An 18857-nucleotide genomic window follows, 5' to 3' on the forward strand; every position below is an offset into this window, starting at 1 on the left:
TTCAGGACTCTCCTGGAACTTCGTTTTTATTTACTTCGGATTCTCATCCTTTTTTGGTAGAATGTAAGCAGAATACTCGAACGACCGGATCCGGTTGCTCGAAAGGAGCGCATTATGGTGGAGAAACGACTTTTATTAATCGATGGTAACAGCGTTGCGTTTAAGGCGTTTTACGCGTTGTACACGGCGTTAGGCACATTTACCAACAGTGAGGGGCTCCACACGACCGCAATATACGGCTTTAACACGATGTTGGAGACAATGTTGAAGACGGTGAAGCCTACGCACGCCCTGGTGGCTTTTGACGCTGGGAAGACCACGTTTCGCACCAAGATGTATGACGACTACAAGGGTGGCCGGCCAAAGACCGCACCCGAACTCTCCGAGCAGTTCCCTTATGTAAAGGAACTCCTGGAACATCGGGGAATCCAAACTTACGAATTGCCAAATTTTGAGGCCGATGACATCATCGGGACCCTTGCCAAGCAGGCTGGGGAACAGGGCTTTACCACGACCATTGTGACTGGGGACCGGGATTTGACGCAGCTTGCCGATGACCATACGACGGTGGCGATTTCTAAAAAGGGGGTTAGCGATGTTGAACATTACACGCCGGCCTACGTCCAGGAAACCATGGGCGTTACCCCAGCTCAGATTATTGATATTAAGGGGCTTCAAGGGGATAACTCCGACAATTATCCCGGGGTCACTGGTGTGGGACCTAAACGAGCCGTTGATCTGATCAGCAAGTATGGCAGTGTTGAGGGGGTCTATGACCATATTGACGAGATTACCGCCAAAAAACTCAAGGAACACTTGATTGCTGATCATGAGCAGGCTTTGCTATCCAAGACCTTAGCCACAATCAAGCGCGACGCCCCCGTGACCAAGCAGGTGGCCGATCTGGTTTATGAAGGCGACAACCATGACGAGCTGGTCGACTTCTATCGGCGAATGAACTTCAAAAAGTTCTTGGCACAGATGGGGGATGGTGGTGAGCCCTTGACGGATACCGCTGAACTTAAGCCCATTACCTTTACCACGTTAACGGCCGACAACTGTGATCAGTTGCCAGACTTTTCAGCTGGTTGCGATTTCTATCTGGAAATGGACGGGGATAACTACCACCTGGCAGACTTCGTGGGCTTCGTCATCGGGACCGATCAACACTGGTGGGTCAGCAGAGACGTCAGCCTATTGACACAGGCTCCACTTAAAGGCCTCTTAGAGTCCGCTGACGTGGCCAAACAGGTCTTTGACGCTAAGCGGACGTACGTGGGCTTGAATCGCTTAGGCGTGACCTTAGCAGGGGTCGACGGTGACCTCCTGTTATGTTCTTACCTGTTAAATACCTACGACAACAGTAATGATCTGGGTCAAGTGGCGCATGAACATGGCGATGAGCAAGTGGCCTTGGATGAGGACGTCTATGGTAAGGGTGCCAAACGGGCCATTCCAACTGACGACCAAGTGCTGTTCAGTCATTTAGCACGGAAGGCTCAGGCGATCGCCGACTTACGGCCGAAATTATTAACCGAATTAAAGGAAAATGATCAGGATCAGTTGTATCGCGACATCGAATTGCCAATGAGCTTTGTGTTGGCTCGCATGGAAGTTGCCGGGATTACGGTGGATGCCAGTGAGTTGGAAGCTATGGGCAGTAAATTTACCGAACAATTGGCCGAAATCGAACAGACTATTTATAACGAAGCCGGTGAGGAGTTTAACATCGGTTCACCTAAGCAACTCGGGCATATTCTCTTTGAAAAGATGGGTTTGCCAGTCATCAAGAAGACCAAGACGGGTTATTCAACGGCTGTGGGTGTGTTGGAAAAATTAGCCCCAGACGCTCCGATTGCTGAGAATATCTTGCGTTATCGTAAGATTGCCAAGATCCAATCGACCTATGTTGAGGGCCTCTTGAAGGTGATCCATCCTAAGGATCAGAAGGTGCACACGCGTTACCTGCAGACACTGACCCAGACTGGTCGGTTGTCTTCAGTCGATCCAAACTTACAAAATATCCCAGTGAGAACCGAAGAGGGACGGGCCATTCGGAAGGCTTTTATCCCACGGCACGAAGGTTGGCAAATCTTCTCGTCTGACTATTCGCAAATTGAATTGCGGGTGCTCGCTCACATGAGCCACGATGCCAACATGCAAGAAGCCTTCAGGGAAGGCGAAGATATTCACGCGGCAACTGCCCGGCGGATCTTTAAGATGGGACCGGACGAGGAAGTCACGCCTAATATTCGGCGCCAGGCCAAGGCCGTTAACTTTGGAATCGTTTACGGCATCAGTGACTTTGGCTTGTCACAAAATATCGGGATTTCTCGTAAGCAGGCCAAGGCGTTTATCGACACCTACTTCCAGGAGTATCCTGGTGTTAAGGATTACATGGACCGCATGGTGCAGCAGGCGCACGAGATGGGTTACGTTGAAACGATTGCTCATCGGCGGCGTTACTTGCCAGACATCAACTCACGTAATTTCAATCAACGGTCATTTGCCGAACGGACAGCCATGAACACGCCGATCCAAGGGAGTGCCGCAGATATTATTAAGATTGCCATGATTCAGATGGAAGACGCTATCAAGGATCTTCAAGCGACCATGTTGCTTCAAGTCCATGATGAATTGATCTTCGAGGCTCCGGCTGAGGAGATCGAAACGTTGTCAAAACTAGTGCCAAGTGTGATGGATTCGGCCATTAAGCTGGAGATTCCACTGAAAGTTGAGAGTCACTATGGCCCAACCTGGTACGATGCAAAATAGCGTAAAGGAGTGAGACGATGCCTGAATTACCAGAAGTTGAAACGGTTCGACGGGGCCTGACCCGTTTGGTAGAAGGCGCCACTATCGACCACGTTGACGTGTTCTACGCCAAAATGGTGCGACCGGATGCCGAAGAATTTACGGCAGACCTGATTGGCCGCAAGATTGAACGGATTGATCGACGGGGAAAGTACCTGTTGTTTCGGTTTAGTGGTGGCCTGACGATGGTGTCTCACCTGCGAATGGAAGGTAAGTATGATGTCCAGCCAGAGGGGAGCCCACTGGCCAAACATACTCATGTGGTTTTTCACCTGACGGATCAACGCGAACTACGGTATAACGATACGCGGAAGTTTGGCCGGATGCGCCTGGTTCCAACCGGGACGGAGGATGAGGCCTTACCGTCACTAGGAAAGCTGGGGCCAGAGCCAACCGAAGAGAGCCTGACACTGGCGTACATGCAGACAATATTCGGTAAGTCACATAAGGTGGTTAAACCCTTCTTGTTGGACCAGTCACGCATTGCGGGACTAGGAAATATCTATGTGGATGAGGTTCTCTGGTTGTCAAAGATTAATCCCCTGACACCGGCGGATGAATTGACCGTTGACCAGCTCAAGACATTGCGGCGAAGCATTATTGATGAGATTAGCCAGGCCATCCAAGGACACGGTACCACGGTGCACACATTCTCCAATGCCTTTGGCGAGACCGGAAACTTCCAGAATAGTCTACACGTCTACGGACACGAAGGGGAACCCTGCGAACGTTGCGGCACCGAGATCGTAAAAATTAAGGTTGCCCAACGTGGGACACACTACTGTCCGCACTGTCAACCAGTGCCAGCTGGGGCCTTAGAGGCGCTAGATCATGACTGAGGTTTGGGGACTCACGGGGGGGATTGCGACCGGCAAGTCAACGGTCAGCCACTGGCTACACCAAGCCGGGTTGACCGTGATCGATGCCGATCTGATTGCTCGCCAGGTGGTCGCGCCGGGAACCGCAGGATTGACCAAGATCGTGGCCACGTTCGGTGAAAGTTATCGTCAGCCTGATGGGTCACTGAATCGAAAAAAACTGGGTAACCTGGTGTTTCATGACGCCACGCAACTTAGCCGCTTAGAAGCAATTACCCAGCCACTGATTCAAACGGAAATCACCCGCCAATTGGCGGGTGCCAAAGCCCGTCATGATCCGGTGGTGGTCATCGATGCCCCGACATTTTTTGAAGTGGGTTACCTAATTGATCTGGTTGATCACGTCTTGGTCGTGGCTACCGACGTCACGACGCAGCAACAGCGGCTTCAAAAACGAGACGGGTTGACCGTCGACGGCGCACTGGCCCGAATGGCCCAACAATGGCCGATCGCCCGCAAGGTGGCGGCGGCCGACGTGGTGATTGATAACGGGGGAACGATTGCTCAAACGCGGCAACAAGTGGTAAAATGGCTTGACACGAATAAATTTGGACGAAGTAATCAAATAAAATGAGGTGACCACGTATGCAGTGTCCGCACTGTCATCATAATGGGTCGCGGGTCGTGGATAGTCGGCCAACCGACGACGGCCGCGTCATTCGCCGGCGACGTGAGTGCGAGAGCTGTGGCTTCCGCTTCACGACGTTTGAACGCGTCGAAGTGACCCCGTTATTAGTAATTAAGAAGAACGGGACCCGCGAAGAATTTAACAGAGAAAAGATTTTAAAAGGTATTATCCGGTCTGCTGAGAAACGGCCGGTGGGGATGGACGTCATGACCAAGGTCGTGGACGAAGTCGAAAATAAAATTCGCGCACTCGGCGTCAATGAAATCTCTAGTCAATTGATTGGGGAGTATGTCATGAATCGCTTGGTCGACGTGGATGAGATTGCCTACATCCGTTTTGCCAGTGTTTATCGGCAATTTAAGGATACCGGCGTGTTCTTCAATGAATTGAAAGACATGATGGATAAAGACAAGCAGAAGGCCCAGAAACGGTCGAAGCAATAAAGCGAGGCGAAATTGGGAATGGAAGACTCTTGGCATCAGTTACAACCCAAGACCACTTTTTTGGTCCGCGTGGTCGATCGGGTTGCCGATCAAAGTTGGCAATCGCTAACGCAACTGTATCAACCGATCATCGGACCGAGTGCCACGGGGCTCTTCTCGGCCCTTTTTTGGCTCCCTAAGCGGGGAACCTATCAGCGACATGCCACCTTATTGGCAGAGCTGGGCATGGACCTCTCGCACCTTTATGATGCGCGATTGCGGCTGGAGGCCACGGGCCTGTTGACGACACGCGTTAAAACAGAACAGGGGTTACAGAGCTTTATTTACGAGCTGCATGCGCCTCTGAGTCCGGCGGCATTCTTTAATGATGACCTCCTGAGTGTCCAGTTACTGGGGATGCTGGGAGATTCGCTGTATCAGTCTTTGGTAGCGGCTAATACGGTTGCCGTTGACGCTGATCCGGACGAAGAAAACATCAGTAAGAATTTCTTGGATGTCTTTCACGTCAACAGCCGACAGATCATGAACGTGCCAGAGGCCGTTTCAAACGCGCGGCAGGCTTTGACGCCGGCCAATGAGTCATCCGAAACAGCGGCAGAACCAGCAGATTTTGATTTTAAACTGCTTGGAGAGATCCTCAATCGCTCGTACGTTGATACCCAAGACTTGGGTCGTTATCGGTCGTTACTGATTACTGAAATTACAATGTATGGCTTGGATGAACCCACTCTGGCACGCTTCATTGGTGAGGCAACTGATCTGGCCTCAAATCAATTTAACCCCCAACAATTCAAACGACTGATTGCCGATCAATTTGGCCGGCAGTCAGCACCACAAACGGTGGCCGCCACGACGCCAACAGCAACATCAACGGTTAGTCAGTCGGCGGGAACTTCTAGCCAAGAGGCAGCCCTCATCAAGGTCGCCAGCACGACAGCCCCGGCACTTTTCTTACGAGCTATCAAGCAGAAGAATGGTGGCTTTGTCACGGACGGCGAACAACGCGTCGTTCGCGACCTCGTGAGTCGTCAATTATTTCCAGAATCTGTGTTGAACCTGATGATCTTCCACGTGCTCGTGGATGAGGATCGGCCAACCCTGAATAAGAATCTCTTGGATACGATTGCTAACGACTGGAGCAAGGCCAAGGTCAACACGCCTCAGCTGGCGATTCACAAGATTCGCGAACGCCAGGCGGCAGCGGCTAAGCCACGTCGATCACGGAAGCAGCCGACGGTCAAGGAAACTTTGCCAGAATGGGCCAAGAAGCCGAGCGAACAGGTCCAGACGTCGAGTCAGGCCAAGTTGTCACCCGAGCAACAAGAACAATTAAAAGCCCGGATTGCGCGATTAGAACAGCGATCCAAAGAGGGGAAGGAGGACTAACGCATGGAAGATCTAAGTAAGACGATGCAAAAGCTGATGAATCAACGTCATCTCAATGACAATTACCGTCAATTGATGTCGAAAGCAACCAATGATCCCGAGGTTAAAAAATTTCTACAAAACCACAAGGGAGAATTGGCTGAGGATGTGTTGACGCGTTCGGCGGCTAAACTCTATGAATTTGTGACGGAGCGCGCGAAGGTTGCCAATGGTGGCGAGACGTTTGCGGCAGGCTACGAACCACAACTGATCGTCTCCAATCATTTGATCGACGTGGCCTACGTGCCAACGGCTCAGACTCAGGAACGTCAGGCCCAGCAACAGCTTCGTCAGCGGGTGAAGTCAATCGCGATGCCTAAGAGTATTCGGGAGGCCACATTGGCCAATTTTGATCAGGACGATGATCGAGCCGAAGCCTTAATGGCTGCTTTGGATTTCATCGACGCCTACGAAGCTAATCCTAAACGTCGCCACCAGGCTCTCTACTTGGCCGGTAGTTTCGGCGTTGGGAAGACCTACTTGTTAGCGGCCGTTGCCCATCAATTGGCAACGGATGGCTTTGCCACGACGTTGGTCCACTTCCCAAGTTTTGCCGTTGAAATGAAGAACGCCATCGCTCAAAATGGGGTGGCGGACAAGTTGGAATCATTGAAGAAGGCCCCAGTCCTGATGATTGATGATATCGGGGCCGATGCCATGTCGGCGTGGGTGCGGGATGATATTTTGGGTGTTATTCTGGAATACCGGATGCAAGAGGAATTACCAACCTTCTTCAGTTCCAACTTCTCCATGGCTCAATTGGAGAAGGAACATTTGCGGATCTCAACGCGTGGGGACGACGAACCACTGAAGGCCCAACGGCTGATGCAACGGATTCGTTTCTTAGCCCGCGAGATCACGATGGTTGGCGTTAACCGCCGGCCACAGTAAGGCTGACTATAAGTTTCAAACTAGCTATTCACGTGGATTTATCTCTCGTGAGTGGCTATTTTTTGTTTTGAGGTATTTAGACGTTCTAAAAACACAGACAGTAAGAAATTTGCAGGGGCCGTTTTGACTCGTTTAAAAAAACGAAACTGTGAGCCGGAAGGGTGGTGGCAATGGGCTCAGTCGTGGGAATTCTCTTACCGGCAGGGGTTCGGCCGGTTAGAGAATTGGTGTTCTTGAGACGCGATTCCCAGCGGCTCAAGAACAAGGCTAAAGACCGCCTTGTGGCTTTAGCCGTCCGCCCACAACGTTCCAGCCCATGGCCACCGCCCCGGAGGCGGCGGATATTACTAAACTAATCGTTGATTCGAAGTTTTTCACAGCCATCCCTTGACAATATTTGGCCGCAAGTGTTTAATAGTCTTTGAAACCACAAGAGCTATGACGAAAGACATGGTGGTGGCGGAGTCGTTCACAGGAAGAGCCGGCCTAGATTGGAAGCCGACTTAGCGCCCGCCAGCATTACCGCTTTCCTAGCTGTCGAAAGGAAATTTTCGACCGGTCCGTTCCGTTAGCGACGATTAGAGTTCACGGGATCAGTCTCGTGAAAAATATCGGGTGGAACCACGTTAATGACGTCCCCAGTGCCTTCTTTGGCACTGGGGATTTTTTCGTAGTCAGCCCCAAAATCAATAAGGGAGATTGTAAACTATGGCAGATATTTCATTGAAATTTCCAGATGGTAACGTTAAAGAATTCCCAGCCGGCACGACGCCAGAAGACGTTGCAAAGTCGATTTCCATTAGCTTAGGGAAAAAGGCTGTTGCCGCTAAGTTAGAAGGCGAATTGATCGATAACTTAACCCCAATCGCACACGATGGTAGCATCGAGATCGTGACAAAGGGTGATGAAGATGGCTTGACTGTTCTGCGGAACACGACCGCTGCCTTGGTTCGGATTGCCTTGAAGAAGGAATTCCCAGCCATTCGTTTGGGTGAAGTTCGTGCCGACGAAGACGGGTTCTTCGTGGATACCGACAAGGATGACCAACAAGTCAGTGTTGATGAATTGGATGCCATTGCCGTTATCGTTGAAAAGTTAGTTGCTGACAAGGCCGCTATCGAACGTGTTGTCCTCAGCAAGGTCGATGCTTTGGCCCAAGCCAAGGATGATCCTTACACGACTGACTTGATCAACGCCGTTGACGGTGACCAAGTTAACTTCTTAAAGATTGGTGACCACCAAATCTTAAGTGACGGTGCCCAATTAGCTAACACGGGTGACGTCAAGAAGTTCAAGTTGCTTTCCGTTGCTGGTGCTTACTGGCAAGGCAAGTCCTCAAACCCAATGCTCCAACGGATTTACGGGACGGCCTTCTACAAGCAAGCTGACCTGGATGCCGACTTAGCTCGTCGCCAAGAAGCCCGCGAACGTGACCACCGTGTCATCGGGAACCAATTGGACTTGTTCTTCGTTGATCCTAAGGTCGGTGCCGGTTTACCATACTGGATGCCAAATGGGGCGACTATCCGTCGTACGATCGAACGTTACATCATCGACAAGGAAGTTGCCAACGGTTACCAACATGTTTACACGCCAGTCTTAGCTAACCTGGATCTCTACAAGCAATCCGGTCACTGGGCCCACTACCGTGAAGACATGTTCCCACCAATGGACATGGGTGATGGCGAACAACTTGAATTGCGGCCAATGAACTGCCCTAGCCACATTCAGATTTACAACCACCACATTCGTTCTTACCGTGAACTCCCATTGCGGATTGCCGAATTAGGGATGATGCACCGTTACGAAAAGTCCGGTGCTTTGAGTGGTTTGCAACGTGTTCGTGAAATGACCTTGAACGATGGTCACACGTTCGTTGCGCCAGAACAAATCCAAGACGAATTCAAGAGCATCCTGGACTTGATGGTTAAGGTTTACAAAGACTTTGACATCAAGGACTACACGTTCCGTCTGAGCTACCGTGATCCTAAGAACACGGAAAAGTACTTCGACGATGATGAAATGTGGAACAATGCGCAAAAGATGTTAAAGGGTGCCATGGATGACCTTGGCTTACCTTACGTTGAAGCCGAAGGGGAAGCAGCCTTCTACGGTCCTAAGTTGGACGTCCAAACCAAGACGGCCCTTGGGAACGAAGAAACGTTGTCAACCATCCAATTGGACTTCATGTTGCCAGAACGCTTCGACTTACACTACGTCGGTGCCGATGGTGAAGAACATCGTCCAGTTATGATTCACCGTGGCTTGGTTTCAACCATGGAACGGTTCACCGCTTACCTGACTGAAATCTACAAGGGTGCCTTCCCAACCTGGTTGGCGCCTAAGCAAGTTACCATCATTCCTGTTTCCGAAGAAAAGCATGGTGCTTACGCCGACAAGTTAGCCGCTGAATTAAAGGCTGCTGATGTTCGGGTCAACGTCGACAAGCGTGGTGAAAAGATGGGCTACCTGATTCGGGACGCCCAAACGCATAAGATTCCATACACGTTGGTTGTTGGTGAAGACGAAATGGCTAATGGCACTGTCTCTGTCCGGAAGTACGGGGAAGATGACAGTAATTCCATGAGCAGTGACGCCTTCGTCAAGGAAATCCTGAGCGACATCGCTTCATACAGTCGCGAAGAAAACTAAATTCAAATTTAGTTCTGGTGGACAACCAGAGAATAGAAGAAACGTGGTCGTTTAAACGGCCACGTTTTGTGTCTGGACTCCGGTGTCAGCGAACTTTAGCGAAAATCCGTTGACATCGAATCGGCTAGCTGGTATGATGGTTAAGTTGAGAAATTAAGCAGAGGCTTCCGCTTCTCGCCTAGCGACGCAAGTTACTGGGCTGGATATGCACGTTATTTCCATTTTACAATGGAATTTCATGCGGGAGCTGTTTGATTTTCATCAAAAGTTCCCGCATTTTTTGTGGGGTTGATTTCTGCAAGTTCTCGAGATTATTTTGGAGGTGGATTACCATAGCAAGCGACACGATTGTCAACGAGGGGATTCGAGCACGTGAAGTACGGCTGATCGCTGATAACGGCGACCAATTGGGTATTAAGACCAAGAGTGAAGCCTTACAGATCGCTGAAGAAGCGAACCTCGATGTAGTTTTGGTTGCACCGAAAGCTAAGCCACCGGTAGCCCGCATTATGGACTACGGGAAGTACCGGTTCGAGTTGCAAAAGAAGCAACGCGAAGCACGTAAGAAGCAAAAAGTGGTCAGTGTTAAGGAAGTTCGTCTGAGTCCTACCATTGATACTAACGACTTTAACACCAAGTTGAAGAACGCTAAAAAGTTCTTGGCTAAGGGTGAAAAGGTTCGAGTATCAATTCGGTTTAAGGGTCGGGCAATTACCCATAAAGACATTGGTCGCCAGGTGCTCAACCGGATGGCAGCTGAGACTTCTGAAGTTGCTACGGTTGAACAACGACCAAAGATGGATGGACGGAGCATGTTCCTCATGCTGTCACCCATCGCTGAACAAAAGTAAGAATTGATGGGGTAGCTTCGGCTACCAATTTAAGGAGGAAATTTCGTATTATGCCAAAGATGAAGACTAACCGTGCTGCAGCAAAGCGGTTCAAAGTAACTGCTAATGGCGGCCTTAAGAGTGGTAACGCCTACACGCAACACCGTTTCCATGGTAAGACCAAGAAACAACGCCGGAACCTTCGTGGAACCCGGATGATGGATGAAACGACTTTAAAGACTTACCACCAATTATTACAAAAGTAAGCTAGTCGTTAGATTTTCGGGTCGACGAAATGTCGACATAATGTTTGAATTGATTTAGGAGGAAAAGATTATGCCACGAGTTAAAGGCGGTACTGTTACACGCGCACGTCGTAGAAAAGTTTTAAAGTTAGCTAAGGGTTACCGGGGCTCAAAGCACCGTTTATTCAAGGTTGCTAAGGACCAAGTTCGGAAGGGTTACCAATACGCTTACCGTGATCGTAAGGCCACGAAGCGTGACTTCCGTAAGCTTTGGATTACTCGGATCAACGCAGCTGCTCGGATCAATGGTTTGAGCTACAGCAAGTTGATGCATGGTTTGAAGTTAGCCAACATCGATGTTAACCGTAAGATGTTAGCTGATTTAGCCGTTAATGATGCGGCTGCATTCAAGGCTTTAGCTGACCAAGCTAAAGAAGCATTGGCTGCTTAATTCAGTCGATGAAAAGGGACTTCGCTGTTAAGCGGGGTCTTTTTTATTAGTGACGAGCTGGGCTTGAGGGGGAGAAAGCGCCTTCTATTCCAGTGAGACGCGGTCCGCGTTCTAACGCTTGAAATTAGCCATAGATCCCGGCGGTTACGAGTGGTAAAATAGGCCGGAATTGCGTATAATTAAATGCTAGACAGCCGGTAACGGCAATTGGACGAAGGGGGGCAGTCACCCGCATGGTATCCAGATTCAAGCCAACGTGGATGGTTACGAACATATACGATTTGACACCGGCTCAACTACGGGCTAATGGGGTCAAAGCGGTGTTAACCGACCTAGATAATACGCTCATTGCTTGGAACAATCCCGATGGGACCCCCGAGTTACGTCATTGGTTGACAATGCTTGAGATGGCCGGGATTCAGGTGATTGTGGTCTCAAACAACAGTCGTGCCCGAGTTGACCGGGCGGTAGCCCCATTTGATTTACCCTATGTGCACCGCGCCTTAAAGCCGCTCACCTGGGGAATTCGACGGGCCTTACGCCGCTGGCATCTTAACCGCAATGAAGCGGTCATGGTTGGGGACCAAATCTTAACTGACGTCTGGGCTGCGCATCGCAGTGGCGTTAGAAGTGTCTTAGTAAAACCCATTTTGAAGTCGGATGCTTGGATAACCAAGGGAAACCGACTCTTAGAAAAAGTTATTTTGTGGCGTTTACACCACAATTATCCAGAATTAACCTGGCAGGAGGATCTTGATGAACGAAAAACACACTGAACCCGTTTTAATTGATGGCGAACCACTTCACTGTATTGGTTGTGGGGCGATTATTCAGACGACGGATAAGACGGCACCTGGCTATACGCCACAGTCGGCGCTTGATAAGGGACTTGAAAAGGAAGAAGTCTATTGTCAACGATGCTTCCGGTTACGACACTATAACGAAATCGTACCGGTTGGACTGACGGACGATGATTTTTTACAATTACTGACTCAGATTCAGGATGCCAACGCGCTGATCGTCTACGTCGTCGATATCTTTGATTTTAACGGGAGTGTGATTCCTGGTCTGCACCGTTTCGTCGGGGACAACCCCGTCTTACTGGTGGGGAACAAGGAAGATCTGATGCCCCGCTCATTGAAGCGTAGTAAGTTGAAGGACTGGATCCGTCAGCGGGCCAACGAACAGGGTATTCGTCCGATGGACGTCGCCCTGTTGAGTGCCAAGACCAACCAATCCGTTGACGAGTTACTGCAACTCATCAACAAGTACCGTGGCGATCGTGACGTGTACGTCGTTGGGGTCACCAACGTTGGCAAGTCCACACTGATTAACCAGATCATCCGGCAAAACACCGGGGTGAAGGACTTAATCACCACGTCTCGCTTCCCTGGAACCACGTTGGATAAGATTGAAATTCCTTTGGATGATGACCATGTCTTAGTGGACACCCCTGGGATCATTCAAAACCAACAGATGGCCCACTTCTTGGATGGTAAGGACCTCAAGATTGTGACACCACAAAAGCCAGTTAAGCCTAAGGAATACCAACTGAATGACCAACAAACATTGTTCTTCGGTGGGGTTGCTCGGTTTGATTACACCAAGGGACCAAAGGCTGGGTTTACAGCTTACTTTGAAAATAATCTCTACATTCACCGCACCAAGCTGGAGAATGCCGATGACTTTTATGCCCGTCAGGTGGGTCAATTGTTGACGCCACCACATGCGGAAAACGTCGACGACTTCCCAGCCTTGGTTGCGCATGACTTTAAAATCACTGAAAAAAGCGATCTGGTCTTTGAAGGACTGGGTTGGATTACCGTTCCCGCCGGCGTCAATGTGACCGGTTGGGCACCAGCAGGAGTCGGCGTCCTAGTACGTCGCGCAATGATTTAATTAAATGGAGGATGACAATTTGTTACGAGGGAAACAGAAACGCTATTTACGGGCCCACGCCCACAACATGCGACCACTCTTCTCAGTTGGGAAGAATGGTTTAACCGAAGCCTGGTTAGATCAATTAACCGGCGCCTTGGAAAACCGGGAATTAATCAAGATTAATCTCCAACAGAGTGCTGACGTGACGGTTGACGAAACCAAGGCCTTTATCGAAGAGAACACAAACATTCAAGTTGTCCAAACGATTGGTCGCGTCCTGGTTCTGTACCGGCCAGCAACGGATGAAGAAAACCAAAGAATTTCATCAATCGTTGAAGATATGTAGGAGGCCTGGCAGTCGTGGTTAAAATTGCAGAGCAAACGAGTACGCAGGTCGCGACGCAAATGGCAGCGACCGCTAAGAAACGCCGTATCGGTATTCTTGGTGGGACCTTCAATCCGCCGCACCTGGGTCATCTCGTCATCGCTGATCAAGTCGCAACCCAGTTAGGGCTCGACAAGGTTTTGTTTATGCCTGATGCTGAACCGCCTCACGTGGATCGCAAGATTGCGATTCCGGCGGCCGACCGAGTTGCCATGGTTAAGGCAGCTATCAAGGACAATCCGCGGTTTGCCCTCGAGTTGACCGAGGTTGAGCGGGGCGGCAAAAGCTATTCGTATGATACGATGTTGCAATTAACCCGGGCTCACCCGGAGAATCAATACTACTTTATTATCGGGGGCGACATGGTTGCCTATCTGCCGAAGTGGTATCGAATCAATGATCTTTTAAAATTAGTGCAGTTTGTCGGCGTCTGTCGGCAGGGTTTCACTCATGAGTCGCCGTATCCGGTACTTTGGGTGGATGTGCCCCAGATTGGGATTAGTTCGACCATGGTTCGCGATCAGGTTCGGCGGGGACAATCCGTGCGTTACCTGGTACCAACGATGGTGGACCTCTATATAAAGGAGCATCTGTTATATCGTGACTGAGTTAAGTTATCAGCAGCATATTTTTCCCGGGACTCGGGCGGCTCTGGTTGCGGAGCTGAAGCAGGCGTTGCGTCCTAAACGATTCCAACACGTCCTGCGGGTTGAACAGACAGCCATCTCGTTGGCTCAAGCCAATGGCGTTGATGTAGAAAAGGCCAGTATTGCTGGACTGATCCACGATTACGCCAAGCAACGGCCCGACGAGGACTTTTTGGCGGCGATTACGGCTTACCATTTGCCAGCAGAACTCCGGCAATATGGGAATGCTATTTGGCATGGTGTCGTGGGAGCGGAGCTCATCAAACGTGAGCTTCACATCTACGATGAAGATGTCTTGAATGCCGTGCGCCACCATACGACCGGTGCGATCTACATGACGCCATTGGAACAGATTGTGTACATGGCCGATTACATCGAGCCAGCCCGTGACTTTCCAGGTGTTAATGCGGCTCGGAAACTCACAGCAGAAAACTTGGGTGCGGGAGTGGCCTTTCAGGCCCAACACACCCTCCAATATTTGGTTGCCCACAGTTTGGCCGTTTACCCGGCCTCGTTGGACACCTACAATGCCTGGGTTCCCCGGTATGCAGACGAGTTAAAACAAAACTAAAACAAGTTATGAGAGGAGTGCTTGCATGGATAGCAAGTCAGTACTAGAAATCGCAGTTAAGGCTGCGGATAATAAGCGCGCGGAGGACATGACCGCGTTAGATATGTCTAAGGTTAGCCTCATGGCCGACTACTTCCTAATTATGGAAGCAACCTCAAGTCGACAAGTCCAAGCGATTGCCGATGAGATTGTGGATCACATGAATGAAAACAACGTGCCAATCAAAGACGTTGAAGGGAAGAATGAAGCCAGTTGGATCTTGATTGACTTGGGTGACGTCATTGTGCACGTCTTCCAGCGAGACCAACGTGGTCACTATAACTTAGAGAAGCTCTGGTCCGATGCACCTGAAGTGGACTTGAGCCAATGGGTAGAGGCTGAGGTATGATTTACCAAACCTTTGCCGAGCTTTACGACGAATTGTTTGATCCAGCCATGTACGATCAGTGGCTGGATTTTGTCGCCCAACGTGTCGATCCCAAGGACGGAGACCTGTTAGATCTCGCCTGTGGGAGTGGCCGTTTGGGTGTGTTATTGGCACAGAAGGGCTATCAGGTCAGTGGGTTGGATCTCTCTGAAGAGATGTTGACTCTGGCTGCAAAGCACGCGGCCGAAGCCGAAGTGACGATGCCCTTGATGGCTGGGGACATGCTAGACCTGTCGATGATTGGTACTTATCAGACCGTGACGTGTTTTGCGGACTCATTCTGTTATTTACCCGATCTGGATGCGGTTACGCAAGCCTTCCATCAAGTGCAACAACACCTTGCAGTCGGGGGAAAGTTTCTCTTTGACGTGATTACGCCGCACCAAACGGATGACGTCTATCCGGGGTACATGTACAATTACGTTGATGACGAGCGGGCCTTCATTTGGACCAGCTATGGCATCGAGGATGAACCCCATGCTGCTGAGCATGACTTGACCTTCTTTACGCAAAATGAAGAAACTGGGGACTATCGCAAGGTGACGGAACTCCATCACGAGCGGACCTATGATCTCGTGGATTATCGTCAAGCCTTGACGCAAGCCGGTCTCACGGTACAACGGGTGAGTGCCGACTTTGGTAATGCCGAGGTGGCACCGGACACGACGCGTTGGTTCTTCGAGGTTACGCGGGAGGCCTAGTGACATGACGTTACATGCAGTGGGGATCATCGCTGAATATAATCCGTTTCATAACGGCCATGCCGATCAGATTCGTCGGGCGAAGGCCACGACCGGAGCCGATGTGGTGGTGGCCGCGATGAGTGGTAACTGGGTCCAACGCGGTGAACCGGCGCTCATGGACAAGTGGGAGCGGACGCAAGCCGCGCTGGCTGGTGGGGTCGATCTGGTGGTCGAACTACCAAGTGCGATCGTCATTCAACCAGCGAATCTTTTTGCCGCTGGCGGTGTGGCCACTTTAGGGGCCTTAGGCTGTGATTGGTTGGCTTTTGGAACCGAACACCCGGACATGGACTATGATCGCCTAATGGCAAATCTGCCAACGGATCCGATGACTTTTAAGCGCTATGATCAGACCTATGCCCAGCTATTTCAAGGCTATCTCAAGGATCAAACGGGGATTGCCCTTGAGGATCCCAATGACATCTTGGGATTCTTCTATGCGTTGGCTAATCGGCAACAGGGGCAGTCCTTGCGGCTCGTCCCTTTGTCCCGTCGGGGAAGTCAGCATGGTGATCAGACGATTGCAGTGGCGAGCGCGTTTGCCAGTGCGACTGCTATCCGTTCTGCGGCCCTTGAACACGACTGGGGGGCAATTACCCCGGTTGTACCTGCAAGTACGCTAGCAGCGTTACAGGCGGCTCAGCTGACCGACTGGGAAGATTTCTGGCCAGCGTTACAGTACCAACTCGTGAGCGGTCATGTGGCAGATTTGCGGCAGCATTATCAGATTACAGAAGGTATCGAGTATCGTCTGCAGCGCGCGGCGCTAGGCAGTGCCAGCTTTGCGGCCTTTATGCAGGCTGTGAAGACAAAACGCTATACCTATACGCGTTTACAGCGACAGGCAACCTATCTGTTGGGTCAGATCAAGCCAGCAGAGATGGTCGCCAACCCACAATATCTACGGGTTTTGGGTTATTCGGATCGTGGGCAGGCTTATCTCCATCAGATTAAGAAGCAAGTCTCATTGCCGCTGATCAGCCGTGCTGATCGGGAGTGGTTAAATGGGGCCGGCGCTTTGGATAATCGGATGGGGGCGATTCGGACCTTGATTACCGGTGTCCCACAGGATTATGGTCGAATTCCCGTAAAAATAGCGGATTCTGATCGACTATCAAGGAAATTACCTTGACATCATTATTTTTGACAGGTATAATTTATCACGTTGCATTGGAGGGATTACGATGAAATGGTCATTGACCGAGCTACGAAGAAGTCACCGTAACGACCCGTTGGCGTTTGATGACACTTTAGATTTACGCGCCGATTTGATGGAACGATACGGCGAAGAGGTCTTGGACCTCGGTCCCGTCCACGTCAAGGGTCAAGTATCCGTGATTACGGGTGGTGACGTTGTCGTTGACGCACAGGTTACCGCGGACTTAACGGTCCCATCCAGCCGGTCACTTACACCGGTGGACTTACCAGTAGCCTTTAACATGACGGAATTTTATGTGTCCGACCCCGAAGCCACACAACGGTTTGAGAAAACCGATGTGGTGATGGTGGTCAAGGATGACCTGATCGATTTCGACAAGGCCATCGGGGACAACATTATTTTAGAAATTCCGATGCACATTCTTTCAGACACCGAGAAGCAAGGTGCCGCAATGCCAACCGGTGATGACTGGGCGGTGGTTGCGGAAGCCGATCTTGCTAAGGTCGAGAAGGAAAATCAATCAGTTGATCCACGTCTTGCAAAGTTAAAAGATTTCTTCCCTGATCAGGATGATCAATAATCGCCTTTGTAAGCCTTAAAAATTTTTTCACTAGTGGATATAATTTTATTAAAAGGAGGTGTTTTCTTTGGCTGTACCAGCACGGAAAACGTCTAAGACGAAGAAGCGTATGCGTCGGGGTCACATTAAGTTGGCTACCCCAGGTTTGACTCCTTGCCCAAACTGTGGTGAATTACGTAAGTCACACATGGTTTGCCCAAGTTGCGGTTTCTACGATGGCCGTCAGGTCGTTGCGGTTAAGAACGCAAACAACTAATTTTAACGAATTAGCAATAAGAAACTCCCATGAAGTCCGCGGCTTCTGGGAGTTTTTTTGTCATTTCAATTAAAAAACAGGTATAATGACGTCACTGACTACTATCCGAGGAGTGAAATTTTGGGAACTAAATTAATCGCGACCGACTTAAACGGGACGCTACTACACAATGACCAGAGCTTCAATCAGACCCTCTTTAAGGAAATACTTCAAGCCCTTGATCAGCGGGGGATTCAGCTGGTGTTGTCGTCTGGCAATCAATTCGCCCATCTGAAGCAGCTTTTCAAGGACGTCATGGCTGACAACTTAGCGATCGTGGCGGAGAATGGGGCGTCTATCTATCTCAAAGGTAAACAGGTCTTTGATGGCAGTCTGACGGACGAACAGGTTCATCAGTTTGTGACGGTTGATCGTCAGCAGGCAGTCCTAGCGAATGCGTATATCATTTTGGTGGGACAGAATGCATCTTATACCGAGACTGGTGCACCGCAAGTGTTGCTCGATGCCGCGGCCAAGTTCTATGACAATCTCCAACAGGTTGATGATCTGGCAACGGTGACCGATCGTATCAAAAAGATCAGTGTCTCAACAGCACCGGGACAGGCGGCTGAACTGGTGACAGCCCTCAATACCTATTTTAATGGCCGGTTACGCGCTCATGACAGTGGCTATGGCGTGGTTGACGTGGTCGGGGCGAACGTTGGTAAGCTTCCTGCCGTCCAGTGGTTAGCCCGGCATTTTGACGTGCTGGCTGACGATATCATGGCTTTTGGCGATGGGGATAACGATCTCCCCCTGATCAGTTATGCTGGTCAAGGCTGGGCCATGGCCAATGCACCGGCAAGAATCCGGGAGGCAGCGACGCAGACCACCAGTCTCGACAACGAGCATGATGGCGTCCTGCGAACGATTCAAGCGGCGTTGCTAGCAGATGATTTGACGAGGTGAGTG

21 protein-coding genes are annotated in these 18857 nt (G+C 50.4%); all 21 read left to right on the plus strand.

The features are described from left to right. Nucleotides 1-117 precede the first annotated feature (117 nt). The 21 genes from polA (at nt 118) to OCU14_RS07270 (ending at nt 18854) form a co-directional block, all read left to right on the plus strand. Entirely contained in the window at nt 118-2775 is a 2658-nt protein-coding gene (gene polA, locus OCU14_RS07170; protein ID WP_261810427.1) for a DNA polymerase I, read from the plus strand. Between the two features lie 17 nt (nt 2776-2792). Next, on the plus strand, nt 2793-3653 hold the full coding sequence (mutM, locus tag OCU14_RS07175) for a bifunctional DNA-formamidopyrimidine glycosylase/DNA-(apurinic or apyrimidinic site) lyase (RefSeq protein ID WP_261810428.1): 861 nt from the start codon (nt 2793-2795) through the stop codon (nt 3651-3653). After that, the gene (gene coaE / locus OCU14_RS07180; protein WP_261810429.1) at nt 3646-4266 is read left to right on the plus strand and encodes a dephospho-CoA kinase; all 621 of its coding nucleotides are present in this window, start codon (nt 3646-3648) and stop codon (nt 4264-4266) included. The genes mutM and coaE overlap by 8 nt, the downstream gene beginning before the upstream one ends. Nucleotides 4267-4277: 11 nt before the next feature. Beyond that, nucleotides 4278-4763 (plus strand): transcriptional regulator NrdR, encoded by a 486-nt coding sequence (nrdR, locus tag OCU14_RS07185; protein WP_057877982.1) that lies wholly within the window; start codon nt 4278-4280, stop codon nt 4761-4763. 18 nt (nt 4764-4781) lie between these two features. Further along, nucleotides 4782-6149, plus strand: coding sequence for a replication initiation and membrane attachment family protein (locus OCU14_RS07190; protein ID WP_261810430.1), 1368 nt, complete (start codon nt 4782-4784; stop codon nt 6147-6149). Nucleotides 6150-6152: 3 nt separating this feature from the next. After that, nucleotides 6153-7079, plus strand: a complete 927-nt coding sequence (dnaI, locus tag OCU14_RS07195; RefSeq protein ID WP_261810431.1) for a primosomal protein DnaI — start codon at nt 6153-6155, stop codon at nt 7077-7079. Between the two features lie 708 nt (nt 7080-7787). Next, a complete protein-coding gene (gene thrS / locus OCU14_RS07200) occupies nt 7788-9731 on the plus strand; it encodes a threonine--tRNA ligase (RefSeq protein WP_261810432.1) in 1944 nt (647 codons plus the stop codon). A gap of 347 nt (nt 9732-10078) precedes the next feature. After that, nucleotides 10079-10582, plus strand: coding sequence for a translation initiation factor IF-3 (gene infC / locus OCU14_RS07205; protein WP_057877978.1), 504 nt, complete (start codon nt 10079-10081; stop codon nt 10580-10582). Between the two features lie 50 nt (nt 10583-10632). Then, nucleotides 10633-10827, plus strand: coding sequence for a 50S ribosomal protein L35 (rpmI, locus tag OCU14_RS07210; RefSeq protein ID WP_057877977.1), 195 nt, complete (start codon nt 10633-10635; stop codon nt 10825-10827). 70 nt (nt 10828-10897) lie between these two features. Then, nucleotides 10898-11257 (plus strand): 50S ribosomal protein L20, encoded by a 360-nt coding sequence (rplT, locus tag OCU14_RS07215; RefSeq protein ID WP_057877976.1) that lies wholly within the window; start codon nt 10898-10900, stop codon nt 11255-11257. Between the two features lie 233 nt (nt 11258-11490). After that, complete coding sequence (locus OCU14_RS07220) at nt 11491-12033, plus strand: YqeG family HAD IIIA-type phosphatase (RefSeq protein WP_057877975.1); 543 nt, start codon at nt 11491-11493, stop codon at nt 12031-12033. After that, nucleotides 12014-13156: a ribosome biogenesis GTPase YqeH gene (yqeH, locus tag OCU14_RS07225; protein WP_261810433.1), complete on the plus strand. Its 1143-nt coding sequence runs from the start codon at nt 12014-12016 to the stop codon at nt 13154-13156. Before OCU14_RS07220 ends, yqeH begins: the two co-directional genes overlap by 20 nt. A gap of 4 nt (nt 13157-13160) precedes the next feature. Continuing rightward, nucleotides 13161-13484, plus strand: coding sequence for a ribosome assembly RNA-binding protein YhbY (gene yhbY / locus OCU14_RS07230; RefSeq protein ID WP_261810434.1), 324 nt, complete (start codon nt 13161-13163; stop codon nt 13482-13484). A gap of 14 nt (nt 13485-13498) precedes the next feature. After that, nucleotides 13499-14131 carry a nicotinate-nucleotide adenylyltransferase gene (locus OCU14_RS07235; RefSeq protein ID WP_057877972.1) on the plus strand — a complete coding sequence of 211 codons (633 nt, stop codon included), beginning with the start codon at nt 13499-13501 and terminating at the stop codon, nt 14129-14131. After that, nucleotides 14121-14741 carry a bis(5'-nucleosyl)-tetraphosphatase (symmetrical) YqeK gene (gene yqeK, locus OCU14_RS07240; RefSeq protein ID WP_261810453.1) on the plus strand — a complete coding sequence of 207 codons (621 nt, stop codon included), beginning with the start codon at nt 14121-14123 and terminating at the stop codon, nt 14739-14741. Before OCU14_RS07235 ends, yqeK begins: the two co-directional genes overlap by 11 nt. A 25-nt stretch (nt 14742-14766) precedes the next feature. Next, nucleotides 14767-15129 (plus strand): ribosome silencing factor, encoded by a 363-nt coding sequence (gene rsfS / locus OCU14_RS07245; protein WP_057877970.1) that lies wholly within the window; start codon nt 14767-14769, stop codon nt 15127-15129. Continuing rightward, nucleotides 15126-15869 (plus strand): class I SAM-dependent DNA methyltransferase, encoded by a 744-nt coding sequence (locus OCU14_RS07250; RefSeq protein ID WP_261810435.1) that lies wholly within the window; start codon nt 15126-15128, stop codon nt 15867-15869. The genes rsfS and OCU14_RS07250 overlap by 4 nt, the downstream gene beginning before the upstream one ends. A 4-nt stretch (nt 15870-15873) precedes the next feature. Next, nucleotides 15874-17043, plus strand: coding sequence for a nucleotidyltransferase (locus tag OCU14_RS07255; RefSeq protein WP_261810436.1), 1170 nt, complete (start codon nt 15874-15876; stop codon nt 17041-17043). A 52-nt stretch (nt 17044-17095) separates the two neighbouring features. After that, complete coding sequence (locus OCU14_RS07260; protein WP_261810437.1) at nt 17096-17650, plus strand: YceD family protein; 555 nt, start codon at nt 17096-17098, stop codon at nt 17648-17650. 67 nt (nt 17651-17717) lie between these two features. Next, complete coding sequence (gene rpmF / locus OCU14_RS07265; RefSeq protein ID WP_057877966.1) at nt 17718-17906, plus strand: 50S ribosomal protein L32; 189 nt, start codon at nt 17718-17720, stop codon at nt 17904-17906. A gap of 120 nt (nt 17907-18026) precedes the next feature. Continuing rightward, nucleotides 18027-18854, plus strand: coding sequence for a Cof-type HAD-IIB family hydrolase (locus tag OCU14_RS07270; RefSeq protein WP_261810438.1), 828 nt, complete (start codon nt 18027-18029; stop codon nt 18852-18854). Nucleotides 18855-18857 lie beyond the last annotated feature (3 nt).

Source organism: Levilactobacillus humaensis, assembly GCF_024345185.1.
Classification (GTDB): Bacteria; Bacillota; Bacilli; order Lactobacillales; family Lactobacillaceae; genus Levilactobacillus; species Levilactobacillus humaensis.